Annotated in this window: 14 protein-coding genes and 1 riboswitch; of the genes, 10 read left to right on the top strand and 4 right to left on the bottom strand. The window is 72.5% G+C overall.

Going from position 1 to position 16,698, the window contains the following annotated elements; genetic code table 11:
- Window positions 1–6: 6 nt before the first annotated feature.
- Both ACIBM5_RS34525 and ACIBM5_RS34520 read right to left on the bottom strand, forming a co-directional pair.
- Complete coding sequence (locus ACIBM5_RS34525; RefSeq protein ID WP_396010616.1) at window positions 7–2,970, bottom strand: helix-turn-helix transcriptional regulator; 2,964 nt, start codon at window positions 2,968–2,970, stop codon at window positions 7–9.
- A gap of 79 nt (window positions 2,971–3,049) precedes the next feature.
- Window positions 3,050–3,628 (bottom strand): GNAT family N-acetyltransferase, encoded by a 579-nt coding sequence (locus tag ACIBM5_RS34520; RefSeq protein ID WP_396010615.1) that lies wholly within the window; start codon window positions 3,626–3,628, stop codon window positions 3,050–3,052.
- Window positions 3,629–3,942: 314 nt separating this feature from the next.
- Between ACIBM5_RS34520 and ACIBM5_RS34515 the strand changes: the two genes are divergently transcribed.
- Entirely contained in the window at window positions 3,943–5,748 is a 1,806-nt protein-coding gene (locus tag ACIBM5_RS34515) for a glycosyl transferase (RefSeq protein ID WP_396010614.1), read from the top strand.
- Window positions 5,749–5,875: 127 nt separating this feature from the next.
- On the opposite strand, the gene ACIBM5_RS34510 is transcribed toward ACIBM5_RS34515, so the two are convergent.
- Window positions 5,876–6,247, bottom strand: coding sequence for a hypothetical protein (locus tag ACIBM5_RS34510; RefSeq protein WP_391585656.1), 372 nt, complete (start codon window positions 6,245–6,247; stop codon window positions 5,876–5,878).
- Window positions 6,248–6,523: 276 nt separating this feature from the next.
- Here ACIBM5_RS34510 and ACIBM5_RS34505 point away from each other — a divergent pair, with 276 nt between their 5' ends.
- The 4 genes from ACIBM5_RS34505 (at window position 6,524) to ACIBM5_RS34490 (ending at window position 10,684) form a co-directional block, all read left to right on the top strand.
- Complete coding sequence (locus ACIBM5_RS34505; protein ID WP_396010613.1) at window positions 6,524–7,144, top strand: histone deacetylase; 621 nt, start codon at window positions 6,524–6,526, stop codon at window positions 7,142–7,144.
- Window positions 7,145–7,370: 226 nt separating this feature from the next.
- A complete protein-coding gene (locus ACIBM5_RS34500; RefSeq protein ID WP_396010612.1) occupies window positions 7,371–7,766 on the top strand; it encodes a WXG100 family type VII secretion target in 396 nt (131 codons plus the stop codon).
- Window positions 7,767–7,769: 3 nt separating this feature from the next.
- Window positions 7,770–9,896 carry a hypothetical protein gene (locus ACIBM5_RS34495; RefSeq protein ID WP_396010611.1) on the top strand — a complete coding sequence of 709 codons (2,127 nt, stop codon included), beginning with the start codon at window positions 7,770–7,772 and terminating at the stop codon, window positions 9,894–9,896.
- A gap of 236 nt (window positions 9,897–10,132) precedes the next feature.
- Window positions 10,133–10,684: a DinB family protein gene (locus ACIBM5_RS34490; protein WP_396010610.1), complete on the top strand. Its 552-nt coding sequence runs from the start codon at window positions 10,133–10,135 to the stop codon at window positions 10,682–10,684.
- A gap of 42 nt (window positions 10,685–10,726) precedes the next feature.
- On the opposite strand, the gene ACIBM5_RS34485 is transcribed toward ACIBM5_RS34490, so the two are convergent.
- On the bottom strand, window positions 10,727–11,353 hold the full coding sequence (locus ACIBM5_RS34485) for a uridine kinase (protein WP_396010609.1): 627 nt from the start codon (window positions 11,351–11,353) through the stop codon (window positions 10,727–10,729).
- A 179-nt stretch (window positions 11,354–11,532) separates the two neighbouring features.
- On the opposite strand from ACIBM5_RS34485, the gene ACIBM5_RS34480 reads away from it, so the two are divergent.
- The 5 genes from ACIBM5_RS34480 (at window position 11,533) to ACIBM5_RS34460 (ending at window position 16,162) form a co-directional block, all read left to right on the top strand.
- Window positions 11,533–11,853 (top strand): multidrug efflux SMR transporter, encoded by a 321-nt coding sequence (locus ACIBM5_RS34480; protein WP_360311037.1) that lies wholly within the window; start codon window positions 11,533–11,535, stop codon window positions 11,851–11,853.
- On the top strand, window positions 11,850–12,398 hold the full coding sequence (locus ACIBM5_RS34475) for a TetR/AcrR family transcriptional regulator (protein WP_396010608.1): 549 nt from the start codon (window positions 11,850–11,852) through the stop codon (window positions 12,396–12,398). The genes ACIBM5_RS34480 and ACIBM5_RS34475 overlap by 4 nt, the downstream gene beginning before the upstream one ends.
- A 261-nt stretch (window positions 12,399–12,659) precedes the next feature.
- Window positions 12,660–13,244 carry a TMEM165/GDT1 family protein gene (locus ACIBM5_RS34470; RefSeq protein ID WP_396010607.1) on the top strand — a complete coding sequence of 195 codons (585 nt, stop codon included), beginning with the start codon at window positions 12,660–12,662 and terminating at the stop codon, window positions 13,242–13,244.
- 174 nt (window positions 13,245–13,418) lie between these two features.
- Window positions 13,419–14,384 carry an LLM class F420-dependent oxidoreductase gene (locus ACIBM5_RS34465; protein ID WP_396010606.1) on the top strand — a complete coding sequence of 322 codons (966 nt, stop codon included), beginning with the start codon at window positions 13,419–13,421 and terminating at the stop codon, window positions 14,382–14,384.
- Window positions 14,385–15,017: 633 nt separating this feature from the next.
- Window positions 15,018–15,175: riboswitch (cyclic di-AMP (ydaO/yuaA leader) on the top strand.
- Window positions 15,176–15,181: 6 nt separating this feature from the next.
- A complete protein-coding gene (locus ACIBM5_RS34460) occupies window positions 15,182–16,162 on the top strand; it encodes an NlpC/P60 family protein (RefSeq protein WP_396010604.1) in 981 nt (326 codons plus the stop codon).
- Window positions 16,163–16,698 lie beyond the last annotated feature (536 nt).

Here is a 16,698-nt window from a genome sequence, read left to right as displayed (position 1 = left end):
TCGGGCCTATCCGACGGGGGGTTCGTCGTCCACCAGGTGCATGCGGTGGGCCAGGGCGGCGGCCTCGCCGCGGGTGGCCACTTCGAGCTTGGCCAGGATGTTGGACACGTGCACGCTGGCCGTCTTGACGCTGATGAACAGGGTCTCGGCGATCTGCCGGTTGCTGCGTCCCTCGATCAGCAGGCGCAGCACCTCCCGCTCGCGGGGCGTCAGGTCGCCGGCCTGATGCGCCGCGCGTCCGGCACCGGTCCCGGGTCGGCCCGGCAGGTCGATCCGGGCCCGGCGGGCCAGCAGTTCGACCTGTTCGCGCAGCGGGGTCGTGCCCAGCTGTTCGGCGCCGGCGTGCGCCCGGGCCAGGGCCGCGCCGGCCGCGTCCCGGTCGCCGGCGGCCACCAGCGCGGCGCCCAGGTCGGCGTGGGCCTGGGCGGTGGGATACGGCTGGGTGGTCGCCTCCCAGGCCGCGACCACCTCCCGCCACTGCGCGACGGTGTCGTTGCCCTCGACCCGGTCCAGGTGCGCGACCAGCGTCAGTGCCTGCGTGCGGTCCAGCTCGCAGTGCACGGCCAGCGCGGCACCGGCCGCCCGGATCCGGCCGAGCTCGGCCCGAGTGGAGGCGGTCGGCTCGTCCTCGGCGTACGCGCGCGCCGCCTCGATCAGCAGCGGGAAGGCGAACCGCTGATTGCCGACCCCGAAGCCGGCCCGCAGCTCCGCCTCCAGAATCTCGCCCAGTTCGGCGCGCCGGCCCAGCGCCCGGGCCAGCGCGATCTCGGCACCGGACTGCGGGATCCGGTGTTGCGCCTCCTGGTACATCCCGCGGGCACTCTCGTGCGCGTGGGTCAGGTGGCCGGCCGCCTCGGACACGTTGCCGCGGACCAGGTGGGCCATGGCCAGCACCCGTTCGGCGTGTCCGGTGGCGCATCCGTCGGCGTCGTACTCGCGGATCTCGTCCACCGTCTTGGCCACGTCGTCCCAGCGGCCGAGCGAGAACAGGCTCTCCGCGAGGTTGCCCAGGACGAACGCGCCCGTGTTGCGGATCACGCCGCGATCCCGGGACAGGTCCAGCGCCCGGCGGGCCGCCTCGACCGACTCCTCGTGTCGGCCGACCCCTTCCAGCACCGAGGCCCAGTTGCCGAGCACGTATACGAGCGTGTCCGGCTTGCCGCCCTGCGCCGCCTCGGCGACGCGGACCGCCTCCAGGCCGTGCGAAAGCGCCTGCGACTCGTCGAGTTCACCGCTCCCGGTGAGGAACCAGGACAACGTCTGGAGGGTAGTGGCGATCATGTCCTGGTCGCCGAGGCGCCGGGCGATCTCCAGAACCTGCCGGGCGATCCGGATCGCCTCGTCGGCGCCGCCCTCCAGGAAGTGCGCGCGGGCGATCCGGATCACCACACCGGCGTACTCGATCGATTCCGGTCGGTCCTGCAACAGCCGCTGCGCGTGCTCCAGTTCGACCATGCCGGGGCCGCGGCCCAACCGGCTGAGCGTCTTCGCCCGCTGGGTCCACAGCGCGGCCGCCCGAACCGGCTCCCGGTCCTCCTCGACCAGACCCAACGCCTGGCGCAGCAAAGCCAGTTCGCGATCACCGGAATTGTCGTAGCGGGCCGCGACGATGGCGCCGTCCAGCACCTGTGCCAGGGTCGTGCCGGTCAGCCGCTCCGGATCGGGAACCTGGTCCCACATGGTGATCGCGCTCTCGTACAGCGCCCAGGCCTCGCCGAACGCGTAGCGGTCGGCGGCGGCGGCCGCGGCGGTCACACTCGCGGGCAGCGCCAGGGCCGGGCGGCCGGCGGCGATCCAGTAGCGGGCCCGGCGGTCCACGTGGTCGCGGCGCGCCGGCAGCTCGCCGCGCTCGATCAGCGCATCCAGGGCCTGGGCGAACGCCGCGTACATCCGGGTGCGTTCACCCGGAAGCAGGTCGCCCAGGGCGGCCTCACGCACCAGCGCGTGCCGGAACGAGTAGCCCTCGCCCTCCGCCTCGGCCACCAGGACGTGCCCGGAGACCGCCGCACGCAGGGCCGTCTCCAGGGTGTCCGGATCGAGGCCCGCCACCTCGGCAAGCAGCCGATGCTCGACCCCGATGCCACCCACGGCGGCCAACCGCACCACCCGACGGGCCTGCTCGGGCAGTTGCTCGATCCGGATCAGCAGCAGGTCGCGCAGCGTGTCGGAGAGACCGGCGAGCCGGCCGTCCCGGACCCCGGCGGCGAGTTCCTCGACGAAGAACGCGTTGCCCTCGGAACGCTCGTACACCTGCTGGGCGAGGGCGCGCGAGGGGGTGCCGCCGAGCAGGGCGGTCAGGTGTTCCTCGACCTGGGGCATGGTGAGGCGGCCGAGTTCGAGCCGGGTCACCGTGCGGATCCGCTCCAGTTCGGCGACCAGTCGGCGCATCGGGTGACTGCGGTCCATCGCGTCCGCGCGCAGCGTGCCGACCAGCAGGATCCGGCCCCGGCGCAGCGAGCGGACCAGGAACGCGAGCAGTTCGCGGGTGGCCGAGTCGGCCCAGTGCAGGTCTTCGAAGGCGACGATCAGCGTACGGTCCTCGCCGATCCGCTCCAGCAGGCGCAGCGCCGACTCGTACAGCCGGGCCCGCTCGGGCGCCGGGCCGTGCCCGGGTTCGGCGGCCAGGGTCGGCGAGATCCAGGCGAGTTCGCGGCGCCGGTCGCCGACCGCGGCCTCGAAGTCGTCGCCGAGCGCGTCCGCGAGGGTGCGCAGGATCGCCGAGAACGGCGCGAAGGGCAGCCCCTCGGCGCCCAGTTCGAGACACGCGCCGACCGCGACCGAGGTGTGCTCGGGGCGCCCGACCGCCTGGGTCAGGAACTCTTCGAGCAACCGGGTCTTGCCGACTCCGGCCTCCCCGGTGGTCAGCACGATCCGGGGCTCGCCTCGATCGGCCTCGCGAAGCGCCTCGACAAGTCGCCCCATCTCGGGCTCGCGTCCGACAAAGAGTGGCACACCGCCGAGAACAGTCACGCGGCGCAGCCTCCCATGCGGCCCGAGGCGACCGGCAGAGCGGGTGGGTGGGCCGGCCCGCGGGCCGGGATGCGCGGGCTCATTCGGCCGCGGGCGCGATCGTGGACGGGGTCCAGTCGGCTCGGGTGAGGGAGTACTCGACCTCGCCCAGCTCGGAGCCCTCGATCGGCTCGGGCCAGTCACCGAAGTAGGTGCGCAGCAGGGTCAGGCCCGCCTTCTCCAGCACCCGCCGCGAGCGGGTGTTCACCGTCATCGTGTTGGCGGTCACCTCCCGCAGGCCGAGTTCGGCGAAGCCCTTGTCCAGCAGCGCCCGCGAGCCCTCGGTGGCGTAACCGAGGCCCCACGCGGCGCGACGCAACCGGTAGCCGAGCTCGACCACGTCCGCGCTGTCCTCGGCGACCGGCCGCAATTCGAACCAGCCGACGAATCGGCCGCCGGCCCGCTCCCGGGCGGCCCAGAAGCCGCGGTTGCCCCAGGCCGGATACCCACGCATGAGCATCGGCAGGACCCGGTCACGCACGAACTCGGGCGAAGCCGGCAGGCCGCCGGTGATGTAGCGCATCACCTCCGGATCGCGATACAGCTCGACCAGGTGCGGCAGATCGTCCGCGGTGAACGGGCGCAGTTCCAGCCGCGCGGTCTCCAGGAATATCGACATCCGGCCATCCTCACGGACCGCGCCCGCTCGGGCCGGCGAATTTCTCCGCGCCCCGACCCGGTGCCCGGCGCGGTCCGCACCGGGCAACCCCGCCGTGCGGCCGGCCGGCCGGTCCTCGTAGCATGGCCGGCGATCAACCGCCGTAGCGCGCCCCGCCGGGTGCTTCGGTCCCGGTACGCGCCGCGGGGATCGCCCCCTCGGTCGGGATGCGCCTCGCCGACCGGGTGCCGCAGTGCGTTCGCCCGTACGGGCACCGGACCGGGGTCGCGCGCACGCCCGTGGCGGGCAGCAGCCCCCGGAAGGACCAGACACCCATGCCCGTCGCCGAGGCCCGGCAACGCACCGATCCCCGTCTTCTCGTGCGCGGGCTCTCCATCCGCGGGCTGCGCGAGGGGCGCGCGGTGGACTGGTGGGTGGCCGCCCTGTTCCTGGGCCTGGCGTGTTGGCTGTACAAGGGCCTGTGGGCCGACCTCGACCGTGCCTATCTGGTCAACGGCGGCCAGGACCAGAACATGTGGGAGTGGTTCTTCGACGCCACCGCCGACGCGGTCCGCAACTTCCGCGACCCGCTCGTGTCGGACCTGCAGAACCATCCGCTGGGCGTGAACATGATGGCCAACACGGCCATGCTCGGCCTCGGCATCCCGCTGACCCCGGTCACCCTGCTCTTCGGCCCCACCACCACGTGGGCCCTGGTGCTCACCGGCGGCCTGGCCGGCAGCGCCTTCGCGTGGTACCGGCTGCTGGCCCGTCGGGTGGTGCGCGGCACGCCGGCCGCGGTCCTGGGCGGCGCGCTGTGCGGCTTCGCACCGCCGATCGTCTCGCACGCCAACGCGCATCCGAACTTCGTGGTGCTGTTCGTGATCCCGCCGATCATCGAGATGTTGATCCGGCTGTGGCAGGGCGAGCGGCCGGTCCGCAACGGGGTCGTGCTCGGGCTGCTGATCACCTTCCAGATCTTCGTCGGCGAGGAGCCGCTGCTGTTCGCCGCGGTCGGCCTGGTGGTGTTCGGGGTCGTGTTCGCGATCGGCTCGCCGGACGCGGCACGGGCGGCGGCGCGGCCGTTGGGTACCGGGCTGCTGATCGGCGCCGCAGTGTCACTGACGCTGGTCGCGTACCCGCTGTGGGTGCAGTTCTTCGGACCGCAGCACTACTCCACGCTCGAACACGAGTCGGGCAACGATCTGGCCGCGTTCACCGCGTACGCGAGCGACTCGCTCGGCGGCGACCGGGCCGGCGCGGCGGCCCTGTCCGAGGGGAGCACCGAGGAGAACGCGTTCTTCGGCTGGCCGCTGGTGATCCTCACCGTCTTCCTGGTGGTCTGGCTGCGCCGACTGGCCGTCGCCCGCGCCGCGGCGATCACCGCGGCGGTGGGGGCGCTGCTGTCGCTGGGTCTGGACATCGTGGTCGACCACGACGACACCGGCCTGCCCGGTCCGTGGCGGTTGCTGAACGACCTGCCCCTGTTCGAGTCGATCCTGGAATCGCGCTTCACGCTGGTCTGCGTCCCGGCCGTCGCGGTGCTGCTGGCGCTGGCCACCGACCGGGTCCTCGACGCGGCCCGGACCGCCCCCGAGGGCCGCGAACTCCCGGTCCGGCTGATCTGGGCCGCGGTGCTGACCATGGCGCTGCTGCCGATCGCGCCCACGCCGCTGGACGTCCGGGACCGGCGGCCGGTGCCGACGTTCTTCGCGGACGGAGGGTGGCGGTCGTACGTGGACGACGGATCCGTCGTGGTGGTGCCGCTGCCCAACGTCGGCGACGCCACCGCCCTGCACTGGCAGAGCGCGACCGATCTGGGCTTCCCGCTGGCGGAGGGCTACTTCGTCGGGCCGTGGGGTCCCGATCGGGTGGGCGTCTACGGAGCGGAGTACAGCCCGACCTCGTCGCTGCTGGGCCGGGTCGCCGCCGACGGCGTGGTCCCGGAGATCACCGAGACCCAGCGCCGCGAGGCCCGTGCGGACCTGGCCCGCTGGCATGCCGACGTGGTGGTCCTGCCCGAACACCGCCACCGGGCCGAACTCGCGACGACGCTGACGGCCCTGCTGGGGCCCGGTCGGCAGGTGGACGACGTGCAGGTGTGGGACGTGCGGCACCCGGACGGTGCGGGGGTGGGGTAGGGCGGTTGCCCGGTGCCGGCCGTGCCGTCGCTCGGTTGCCCGCCTCTGCGTCGGCCCGGCTTCTCGGTTGCTCCGTCGGTCCGTCGCGTGAGACCGATTGCACTCATGGGCGACTCGCGCCGGGTCGTCAGCCGGCCTCGGTCGTGGCCGCCACCTCGTCCAGTTCGATCCTGAGCACCCGTGCGGCCGAGTCGCCGGCGACCTCGCCACCGGGACGCTCCAGGCGGTAGCTCAACGTCACCTCGCCGCCCGCGTGCGGGAGGATCTCGGCGGCGGGCACCTTGAACAGGACCGGTCGGCCGACCGCGTGTCCCGTGATCGGCACGCAGACGGTGAAGGCCGCGGTGTCCGGGCCGCGCCAGGACAGGGTCAGCAGGTCGCCCACCGCCATGTCGGGGTACGGGTCCACCCGAACGGTCGCCTCCAGCGGGACGTCGTGGGCATCGAGAACGTCCGCGACGGCGTGGTCGACGGCGGGCGGCGGCAGCGGATCGGGCATCCTGGGCTCCTTCGCGGTGCCTGCACGCCGGCGACGGCGCGATCGGCCGTGGCCCGGCGCACACGGGACTTCGGTTCCGGTCCCGGCCGACCTCGGGTCGACCCGGCGACCGGCCGTACTCGGCGCGTCCTCATGGTTGCCCGGAATCGCGGGGCCCATCCGCGCGTTCACGCCCTCGGCCCCGCCCGGACCCGCCCGCGCCGCCCGTTCGGCGCACGACACGACGGCACCCGCGGGGTGAGCCGACCCGCCCGGCGCGGCATTAGGCTGCGTCGGGTGGGTCGCGACCTGGTCTGGTATGCCGCGTACGGGTCCAACATGCACGCCGCCCGCCTGGACTGTTACCTGCGCGGCGGCCGACCGCCCGGCGGTGTGCGCACGTATCCCGGCTGCCGGGACCCCTCCGCGCCGCGCGCCACGCGCCCGGTGGTGCTGCCGGGCCGGATGTACTTCGCCTTCGAATCCAAGAACTGGACCGGCGGCCTCGCCCTGTACGACCCGCTGGATCCGGGCCGCACCCCCGCCCGGGCCTATCTGCTGACCAGGTCGCAGTTCGTCGACCTGGCCGCGCAGGAGATGTACCGCCCGCCCGGCACCGACCCGGACCTGAGCACGCTGGCGACCATCGGACGGGCCACGCTGGGCCCGGGCCGCTACGAGACGGTCGTGCAGGTGGGCACCGCCGACGGGCACGCGATCCTCACCCTGACCGCCCCGTGGCGCAGCGCCGACGCGCCGTGGAACGCGCCGGCCGCCGCCTACCTGCGGCACCTGAGGGCCGGCCTCGCCGAGGCCCACGGCTGGTCGGCGCTCCGCGCGGCCCGCTACCTGGCCGGCTGCCCGGGCGCGGCCGGCACCTGGACCCCCGAGGCGATCGCCGCGCTGCCACCGCCGTAGCACCGGCGGCCCCGTGTCGGGTCATGATGCCGCGGCTGAGGTCCACGAGTCCCTGCGTATTGCCGACCGCGGGTGAGCGCTTGAGCGTGCAGTCGACGAACAAGGCTCGCAGGTCGTCGTTGTCCGGATGTCCGCGGGTTGGTTGATCAGGTCGGGCCCGGTGGTCTTGGATGTCCGGGTACCACAGGTGTATGACGCGTATCGCTGGTGACTCGGGGGTTACACCATGACGACCGACTTCGACTCGATAATCAATCCGGGGCTGCCCCGGTCGAGCACATATGCCGCGGCGAACACGCCCGATCCGCGCCCGGGTTGCGCGCCGCAGGCACCGGACGTGCACGTCGAGCCCGGCACGCTCGACTCCGCCGCCGGCCGACTGCGGGAGATCGCGGGCGACTTCCGCAGTACCGGCCTCAAGGGCGTCACCGCGCTCGAACCGGTGTCCAAGGCGCTGGCCGGCTTCGACCTGGCCAAGGCGCTGGACGGCGCGCACACCGCCTGGCACGACCGCACCATCGCGGTGGCCGACACGCTCGCCGGCCGGGCGGGCGATTTGAACAGCACGGCGAGCAGCTGGCGCAGCACCGAGAAGACCGTCTGCACGACGTTCGGCGGCTGACCCGTGGTCGACTTCATCCACCTGCGCGATGTCGACCTGGGCACGCTGACCACCGCCGCCGAGGTGTGGGCGACGCTGCCCGACCGCATGCACACCCAACACGGCGACGTGGACCGGGACGTGGTCTCCCCGCTCGCGAACGGCGCCTGGAAGGGCGCCGAGGCGAACCACGGGATCGACGAACTGCGCACCATGTCGGGACAGATCGAGGACGCGCACACCGAGGCGGCGGCGCTGCGCACCGTGCTGCTCGACGCCGCGAGCGACCTCCGGACCGCCAAGGAGCACCTGACCGAGGCGATCGCCGACGCGGTCGACCGGAAGCTGACCGTGGACGACAGCGGCGGCGTGCACTGGACGGCGCCGCCGTACGCCCGCAACCTGCCGCCGGACGACTACGAGGCGGTGACCAGACCGCTCGAGGAGGCGGCGCAGGACATCGCGGACCGGATCGGCAAGGCGCTGACCGAGGCCACCGCCGCCGACCGGCGTGCCGCGTTCGCCCTGAACGCGGACACCCGCGGCGCGGATCCGAAGAGGTTCAACGGCAACGCGGTCGGCGCCGGTCCGGCCCAGGACGCCCGCCGGGCGACCGACCTGGCCAACCGACTGATGATGCTCGGTCCGGCCGAGCGCGGCGAACTGCGCAATCTGCTGGCCGCCAATGCCGACGACCCCGCGTTCGGTACCCCGTTCCTGAACCGGCAGGGTCCGCGCGGCACCCTGTGGCTTGCGGGCATGATCGCCAAGCTGGGCGCGGGCAGCGGCGTGCCCAAGGACCAGCAGGAGGATCTCGAGGCCATCCAGGCCGATCTGGGCCGGGTGTTGGCCGCCGGGACCGGCAAGGGGCCCGGGCCGCACGTCGATCGGAATTGGATCGACGAGCTCGAGCGGGCCGGCCGGGAGAAGACCGACATCGGGCTGTATTCGTTTCGGCCCTATGGCTACCAACTCCTGGGCACGCTCCTGGACACCGGACATCAGGACACCGATTTCCTGCGCCTGATCGGCCAGGACATGCGTGCCATGGAGCGGGACGATCCCGCGGTGTGGCTCGAGAACACCCCGTCGGGCGCGATATACAACGGATTCCGGCTCGACATCACCGACGGGCACGGCGCGGGGCTCGATCCGATGACCGGGCTGATGGCCGCGTTCGGCAACAACCCGGAGGCCGCGAAGGAGTTCTTCGATCCGGCCGAGCACCCGGGCGAGGTCGCCTACATGCTCAAGGACCGGCACTGGCTGATGGATTGGGCCGGCGCCGGGCCGATTCCCGAGGGCCACAACCCGCCCGGCTACGACCCGTTGGGGCGCGCGTTGGAGGCCGCGGCCACCGGCCGGGTGCCCACCGGCGGCTACGGTCTGCCCGGCGGGGCCCATCCCGTGCACGACGAGACGATGAGGCAGATCATGCGCGACACCGTCTCCGTGCTCGGCGGCGAGGACGGGAGACAGGGCAAGTTCCCGGCGATCATGCGCGACAGCGTGGGCAACATGGTCGCGTCGTACATGGGCGACGGCGTGTACGACCAACTCGTGGCCAAGGACGGTCGAAACGGTTCGATGTTCCACGACCAGGACCTGATGCGGGTGATCACCGCGGCCGGCACCGACCCCGAGGCCTTCGCGGTCATGCACGGCGCCACCGTGAACCACGCGGCCGACGTGCTGGCTCAGCACCCGGTGGTCAAGGCACCGGGCGCGTTGCCGGCCATGGACGTCGAGGCCCGGCAGGCGTTCAACGCGCTCGGGACCATGGACGGCCTGCGCGACGAGTCGATCGTCGCGGCGCGCGAGGCGGGGGTCGCCGAGGCGACCTGGAACCGCAAGTTCCAGTACCTCACGAGTGCGCAGATCCTCGGCTACGTCCCGCACGTCGGCATCCCCGCCGGCCGGATGATGGACTGGTACGTCGCGCACGCGCTGGCCGCGGACACCGCCGCACTCGAACACGGTTCGGGCCTCGGTCGCACCGAGAACTACTGGAGCGGCTGGTCGAGTTCGACGGCGATGGCCGAGGAGTACGCGCGGGCGAACAACGCGAGCCCCGAGGAGATCGCCGATCTCGCCGAGGACCGTCGGTCCAACGCGATGGACGTCGCGCCGCGCCGCCTCGGGCGCAGGTAGGCGGGCCTCGGGTGCACCCGCCCGCCCCGCGTCGGGTGTGAGCCCGCGCGGGACGGGCGCGGCGGGTGCGGTCCCGGGGGCGGGGTCCGCCGGCTGGGGAGGGGTCCCTGGCCGAGGCCGTGTCCCGGGCCGCGATCGTGTCCGGGGCCGAGGCCGTGCCCCGGGTCGCGCCGGTGGCGGGAGATCGGGCCGGGGCGTCTGAAAGACTCGGGCCTTTCCGAACCGGAAGGTGGATCATGACCGAGCCGACCGCCGCGCCGCTGCACTACGCCCCGCGTTGGAGCGACGACGCCCGAACCTCCCCCTCCGAGCTGGGCGACGAGCGCGAGATCCTGACCGGCTTCCTGGACTGGCACCGGGCGACCTTCGAGCTCAAGTGCGCGGGCCTGTCGGCGGAGCAGTTGTCCGAACGGGCCGTCTCGCCGTCCGGGCTGTCGTTGCACGGCATGGCGCGGCACTTGGCCGGCGTCGAACGCTGGTGGTTCCACATCCAGTTCGCGGGCGACGACGTCCCGATGCTCTACTACACCGACGACGACCCCGACCAGGACTTCGAGCGGCTGGACGGCGACCCGGTCGAGGCGTTCGCCCGCTGGCATGCGGAGTGCGACCGCTCCCGGGAGATCGTCGCCGCCGCGACGTCCCTGGACGACACCGGGATCCGCAAGTCCACCGGCAAACCGTTCTCGTTGCGCTGGGTCCTGGTCCATCTGATCGCCGAGTACGCCCGCCACAACGGCCACGCCGACCTCCTGCGCGAACGCCTCGACGGCGCCGCCGGCATGTGAGCACGTCCGGACGAGAAGCGGCCCAGGGCCTGGAGAGCGGCCCTACGGCCGGCCGCCGCCCGCAAGCGCATGCCGCCCCGCGCCGGCGTCGCATCGCCCGTCGGTCCCGTCGACGCGCAGGTGCGGGCGGGTCCAGGGGCGGTCTTCGGCCAGGTGCGCGGCCTCGGCGGCGCGCCACAACCGCCAGAACCAGGCCACCTGGGGGCCGTCCCGGTCCAGGGTGCGGGCGGCGGCGACTTCGGCGGGCGTGTCCACCCGGATCCGCAGCGCGGTCACCGCACCGAGTTCGCGCCGAGCCGCGCCGACCCCCTCCAGGATCAACACCGGCGCGGCCGGCACCTCGCTCCAGCCGCTGACCCGATAGCCGGCCCAGTCGTAGGTCTCGCAGCGGGTCGCCTGCCCCCGGGCGAGCGGTTCGAGCAGTCGAGCGCGCAGTCGCGGCAACCAGCCGAAGAAGTCCCCGGGCCGGGCGAAGTCGTCCAGACGCACCACGGGCGCACCCCCGAGCCGTACGGCGAGCGCATCGGCGAGCGTGGTCTTGCCCGAGCCACCGATGCCGTCCACCGCCACCAGCCGGGTGCCGCCGACCGACGGCGGCAGCACGACGGCACGCGCGGCGAGTCGAGCGGCCGTCGCGTCCCAGGGCGGATCCGGCCGTTCGATGGACACCGCCGCAGCCTACCCACCGAGCCGCCGCGGACGCCCCGCGCGGCCGGCCGCGACGCCGGGCGCACGTCGTCGTCCCGGCCGCCGACCGCACCGCCCCGGACACCCCCGGATCCCGCACTAGTACATTTGTACTTGTACACCTGTACCACTACGTCTTCACCACTCGGAGGGAGAGGCCCGTGGCCTGGCTGTTCCTGGGACTGGCGATCTCGTGCGAGGTGATCGCGACCAGCCTGCTCAAGAGCACCGACGGGTTCACCCGGCTGTGGCCGACCGTGACGTGTCTGGCCGGATATGCCGGGGCCTTCTACCTGTTGACGCTGTCGTTGCGACAGTTGCAGGTTGGCACGGCCTACGCGATCTGGTCCGGGCTCGGGACCGTGGCGATCGCGCTGGTCGGGGCGGTGTTCCTGAACGAGCCGGTGACGCTGCTCAAGGCGTTCGGGATGGCGCTGGTGATCGCCGGCGTGGTGGTGCTGAACCTGGGCGGTGCGCATTGAGCGGGACCCGCGATCCCGAGGGGCGGCGGCTGCGGATCCTGCGTGGTGCGTGCGAGGTGATCGCCGAGGTGGGCGTGGGCAACACGACGCATCGCCTGGTCGCGTCCCGGGCCGGCGTCCCGCTGGGGGCGACCACGTACTACTTCGCGACGCTCGACGACCTGGTCGGCGCGGCGCTCGCGCACGCGTCGGCGGAGACGGTGGCGCTGCTGGAGGAGTGGGTGCGGCGGGCCCACGACGCCGAGGACCTGCCGGGGGTACTCACGGCGCTCACCGCCGAATACCTCGCGGACCGCCCGCGCGCGCTGGTCGAGTACGAGTTGTACCTGGCGGCGGCCCGCAGCCCGCAACTGCGCGGTTTCGCGGTGGCGTGGGTCGAGGGGGTCGGCGACTTCCTCGCCGGCCGGGTCGGGCGGCGGGCGGCGGCAGCGGCGCTGGCGGTCCTGGACGGCACGATGTTGCAGGTGCTCACGCTGGGCACGGCCCTGGACGAGGAGCAACTGCGCTGGTCGCTGGACCGGGTCATGGGGGCGGCCGCGCCGTAGCGGGGCGGGGGGCGCGGTGCGGTAGGGTCGACGACAGCGAAGGGGAGTAGCCCCGCGAACCGGTCGTCGACATGCTGGAGTCCTCGGACTCCCGGTGGCCGGGCCCGTGCTCGATGCGGGCGGGCGAGACCTTCGGCCAGGTATCGACGCATCCGCGTTCTTCGCGGGTGCACCCGTCGTGCCGGGCCGAGTGGTCCTCCGGTCGCCGAGCGGCGCCTTCGTGAAGACCCGGAGGCTCGGCTCTCGCAGAAAGCCACCCGGATGCACCTCGACCCTCTGGCGATCCTGACCGCCTTCGGGCTCATCTTCCTCGCCGAACTCCCGGACAAGACGATGTTCGCATCGCTGGCCATGGGCACCCGCATGCGGCCGCTGTTCGTCTGGTTCGGCACCTCGACCGCGTTCGTCGTGCACGTCGCCATCGCCGTCGGCGCGGGCGGACTGCTGGGCCTGCTCCCCGGCTGGATCGTCGAACTCGTCTCCGCCGCCCTGTTCGGCTTCGGCGCCTTCATGCTGCTGCGCGGCGGGGCCGGCGACGACGACGAGGACACCGCGGGCAAGACCGTGACCGGTTTTTGGCCGGTCTTCTCGACCGCGTTCACGGCCGTGTTCATCAGCGAATGGGGCGACCTGACCCAGATCACCACCGCCAACCTGGCGGCCACCAACGGCACCTGGTCCACCGCGATCGGCTCGGCCGCGGCGCTGATGTCGGTCTCCGCACTGGCCCTACTGGCGGGGCGATTCATCGCCAAGCGGGTCCCCCTCCGGACGGTGCAGCGGATCGGCGGCGTGTGCATGCTCGGGCTGGCGATCTGGTCGGTGGTGCAGGTGTTCACGGGCTGACCTGACCCGGGCGGCCCGGGTGGCGGATGCCCGCCGGCTGCTCGTCGGGTGCTCGTTGGATGCTCGGCCGGTGCCCGGCGAGTGCGGGAGCCGCGGGCGTCGCGGGGACGGGCGTCGCGGAGGCGGGAGCCGCAAGGGCGGTTTTCCGCCGTGCCGCTCGGGCACCCGCGTCCCATGGTGAAAATCGGCTACACGATGATGACCGAACAGGCCGGACCCAAGGATCTCGTCGAGCACGTGGTGCACGCGGAGCGGGTCGGCTTCGACTTCTCGGTGACCTCGGACCACTACTTCCCGTGGCTGGATGCGCAGGGCCACGCGCCGTACGCCTGGAGCGTGCTGGGCGCGGCGGCCCAGGCCACGTCGCGGATCCCGTTGATGACGTACGTGACGTGTCCGACGATGCGCTACCACCCGGCGGTGGTGGCGCAGAAGGCCGCCACCGTGCAGTTGTTGTCGGACGGGCGCTTCCGGCTGGGACTCGGCTCCGGCGAGAACCTGAACGAGCACGTGATCGGCGGCGGGTGGCCGGCCGCGGACGTACGGCAGGAGATGCTCGGCGAGGCGGTGGAGATCATCCGGGCCCTGTTCGCGGGCGGCTATGTCGATCATCACGGCACACACTTCGACGTCGAGTCCGCCAAGTTGTGGGACCTGCCGGATCGACCGCCGCCGATCGGCATCGCGGTCTCCGGCGCGCAGAGCTGCGCACTGGCCGGGCAACTGGCCGACCTGGTCATCGCGACCGAGCCCAAGGGTGAGCTGTTGGCCGAATTCGATCGGCACGGCGGCGCGGGCAAGCCCCGGGTGGGCCAGCTGCCGGTGAGCTACGACCCCGACCGGGACGCCGCGATCGCCCGGGCGCACGAGCAGTTCCGCTGGTTCGGGGGCGGGTGGAAGGTCAACTCCGAGCTTCCGGGCACCGCCGGCTTCGCGGGCGCCACGCAGTTCGTCCGGCCGGAGGACGTGGCCGAGTCGATTCCGTGCGGCGACGACGTGGGCGCCTTCGTCGACGCGGTGCGCCCGTACGTGGAGGCGGGGTTCACCGAGGTGGCGCTCGTCCAGATCGGCGGCGAGACGCAGCACGCCTTCCTGGACTGGGCTCAGGACAAGCTCTTGGCGGCACTGCGGGAGTTGTGACGGGTTGGGACTGCGGAAGCGGAGCGGAGCGGGGGCGCGAGGTCGGCGCCCCCGCTTCGTGGTTTCGGCTCCGGCTCGCGTCGCGAGTGCGGTTGCGGTTGCGGTCCGCCGTAGTGGGGAGGTAGGTCGGGCCCGATCGGCATCGGCGCATCGGCGCGGGTCGGCATCGCATCCATCGCGCGGGTCGGCGATCGACGATCGGCGGACGCGCGCGGTGAGTGGGTAGGTGGGGCGGGCGGGGCGGATGGGGTGGCGGGGCGGATCGTTCGATCGCCGGCATGTCCGGCATGTCCCCTCGATCGAACCGTCCGAAATGTGATGTAGGCCGCATGGATAAATCGGACATAAATTACTAAGCCGACTTCGTGTGGTAATTCATTTCCCGCGTCCCGGCATGAATTTCGACTATTTTCCGTGACCGGACGATCACGCCACTCTCCGAGATATCCCCTCGTCATCACCGGTACGTCGCGCCGGGTCCGGGTGAGATGTCGCCTTTATTCCGCCTTTACGCCGGAGGCGAAGTCGGCGTTTCGGTTGTGATCCGGCATCGGCATTGCCTACCTTTCTCGCCGATTCACCTTTCGGGTGAACCCTGTCGCCGGTACGCCGAATCCCGTCGCCGGCAGCGGGAGGTCTACATCGAAGAATCCGACGGGAGCGGGGGAACCAGGTGGATCGCCGTGGCCGGGATCGTTCCGGTGACGGCTAGGGGTGAAGTCGCGTCTGCGCGACCGGGCTGCTCCAGTCCGAATCCGACAGCTCACCTCGTAGGCGACAGGAGAGGACCCCATTTCATGCTGTCCGCAAACGCTCGCCACCGCGCCGCTCGCCCCGCCAACGTCCGCCGCTTCGTCGCGGCGGTGGGCATCGCCGGCATGGGTGTCGTGATCCCGGTCGCCACTGCCGGTACGGCTCAGGCACAAGCCCCCTCCACCTCCGAGCAGCCCACCTCCGGCGCCTCCGCCGTGCTGTCGGCGGCCCCGACCGCCGCGGTCGAGAGCGCTCCGGTCCAGGCCGCGCCCGCCGCGCAGGAAACCGCCGTCCCCGCCGACAAGGCCGGCTACGTGGTCAAGGCCGGCGACACGCTGTTCGGGCTCGCCCAGGCCAACCAGGTCACCGGCGGCTGGCAGAGCCTGTACGAGCTCAACCGCGACGTGCTCCTGTCCGGCCCGGACCTTATCCAGATCGGCCAGACCCTCCGGCTGACCGGCGCGGCGCCCGTGCTGTCCAAGGCCGCTCCGGCCCAGCCGAGCGTCAAGGTGCAGCCGAAGACCACCGTCACCCCCGGCAAGACCACCACCAAGCCGGCGAGCAAGCCGTCGGCCGGGGTGTCGGTCAAGCCCGCCGCCAAGGCCCCCGCCAAGCCCGCCACCGGCGGCTCGAAGGGCAACCAGGCGCCGACCGGCGGCTCGTCCACCGCGTCGAGCAGCAAGGCCGCCCAGGCCGTGGCCTTCGCCAAGGCGCAGATCGGCAAGCCGTACGTGTACGGCGCCACCGGCCCGAACGCGTACGACTGCTCGGGCCTGGTCCAGGCCGCGTACAAGTCCGCGGGCATCTCGCTGCCGCGCGTGACCAACGACCAGTTCGCCGCCGACCCGCACGTGTCGGTCGCCAACCTGCAGCCCGGCGACCTGGTGTTCTTCTACTCGGGCATCAGCCACGTCGGCATCTACATCGGCGACGGCAAGATGGTGCACGCCGCCAACCCGCGCAAGCCGGTCGAGATCGCCTCGATCAGCACCATGCCGATCGCCGGCGCCACCCGCCCGGTCTGATCACCCCGCCGACAACCGTCGGCCGCAGTAACACAACCGCACAGTGGGACGCCCTTCCGGCGCCGTGCCCCCCGACGACGGTCGGAGAGCACGGCGCCGCGCCCCGTTCCCCAAGGCGCACTCCCCCACAAGCAGCGCGATCCGGACAACAAAGTCGAGACAGTCCCGAACCCGAAGCAGCCACCAACACCTACGCATCCAACCAAGTCGCGCACTCATCCACGACCGGACGAACACAACAACCACCAGGTCCGTTCCCAACGTCCCCCAACCCCCAACCCACACGAACCCACAAGCCCCTCCCCACCACCCCCAAGGCGAACCCAGCCCCACCGCCACACGAACCCACCCAGCCCGACCGGCGTTCGACACCACCCAGCCCGGCCGGCGCTTGCGACCAAGCAGCCCCGCCGGCGCTTGAGGCGAACCCAGCCCGGCCGACGCTTGAGGCGAACCAGCCCGGCCGGCGCTTGAGGCCACCCAGCCTCGCCGGCGCTTGAGGCGAACCAGCCCGGCCGGCGCTTGAGGCCAAATCA

The sequence above is a fragment of the Embleya sp. NPDC050493 genome (assembly GCF_044458105.1).
Taxonomy (GTDB): Bacteria; Actinomycetota; Actinomycetes; order Streptomycetales; family Streptomycetaceae; genus Embleya.
The sequence above is the reverse complement of the archived record's forward strand: the minus strand, read 5'-3'. Positions and strand labels throughout refer to the sequence as shown.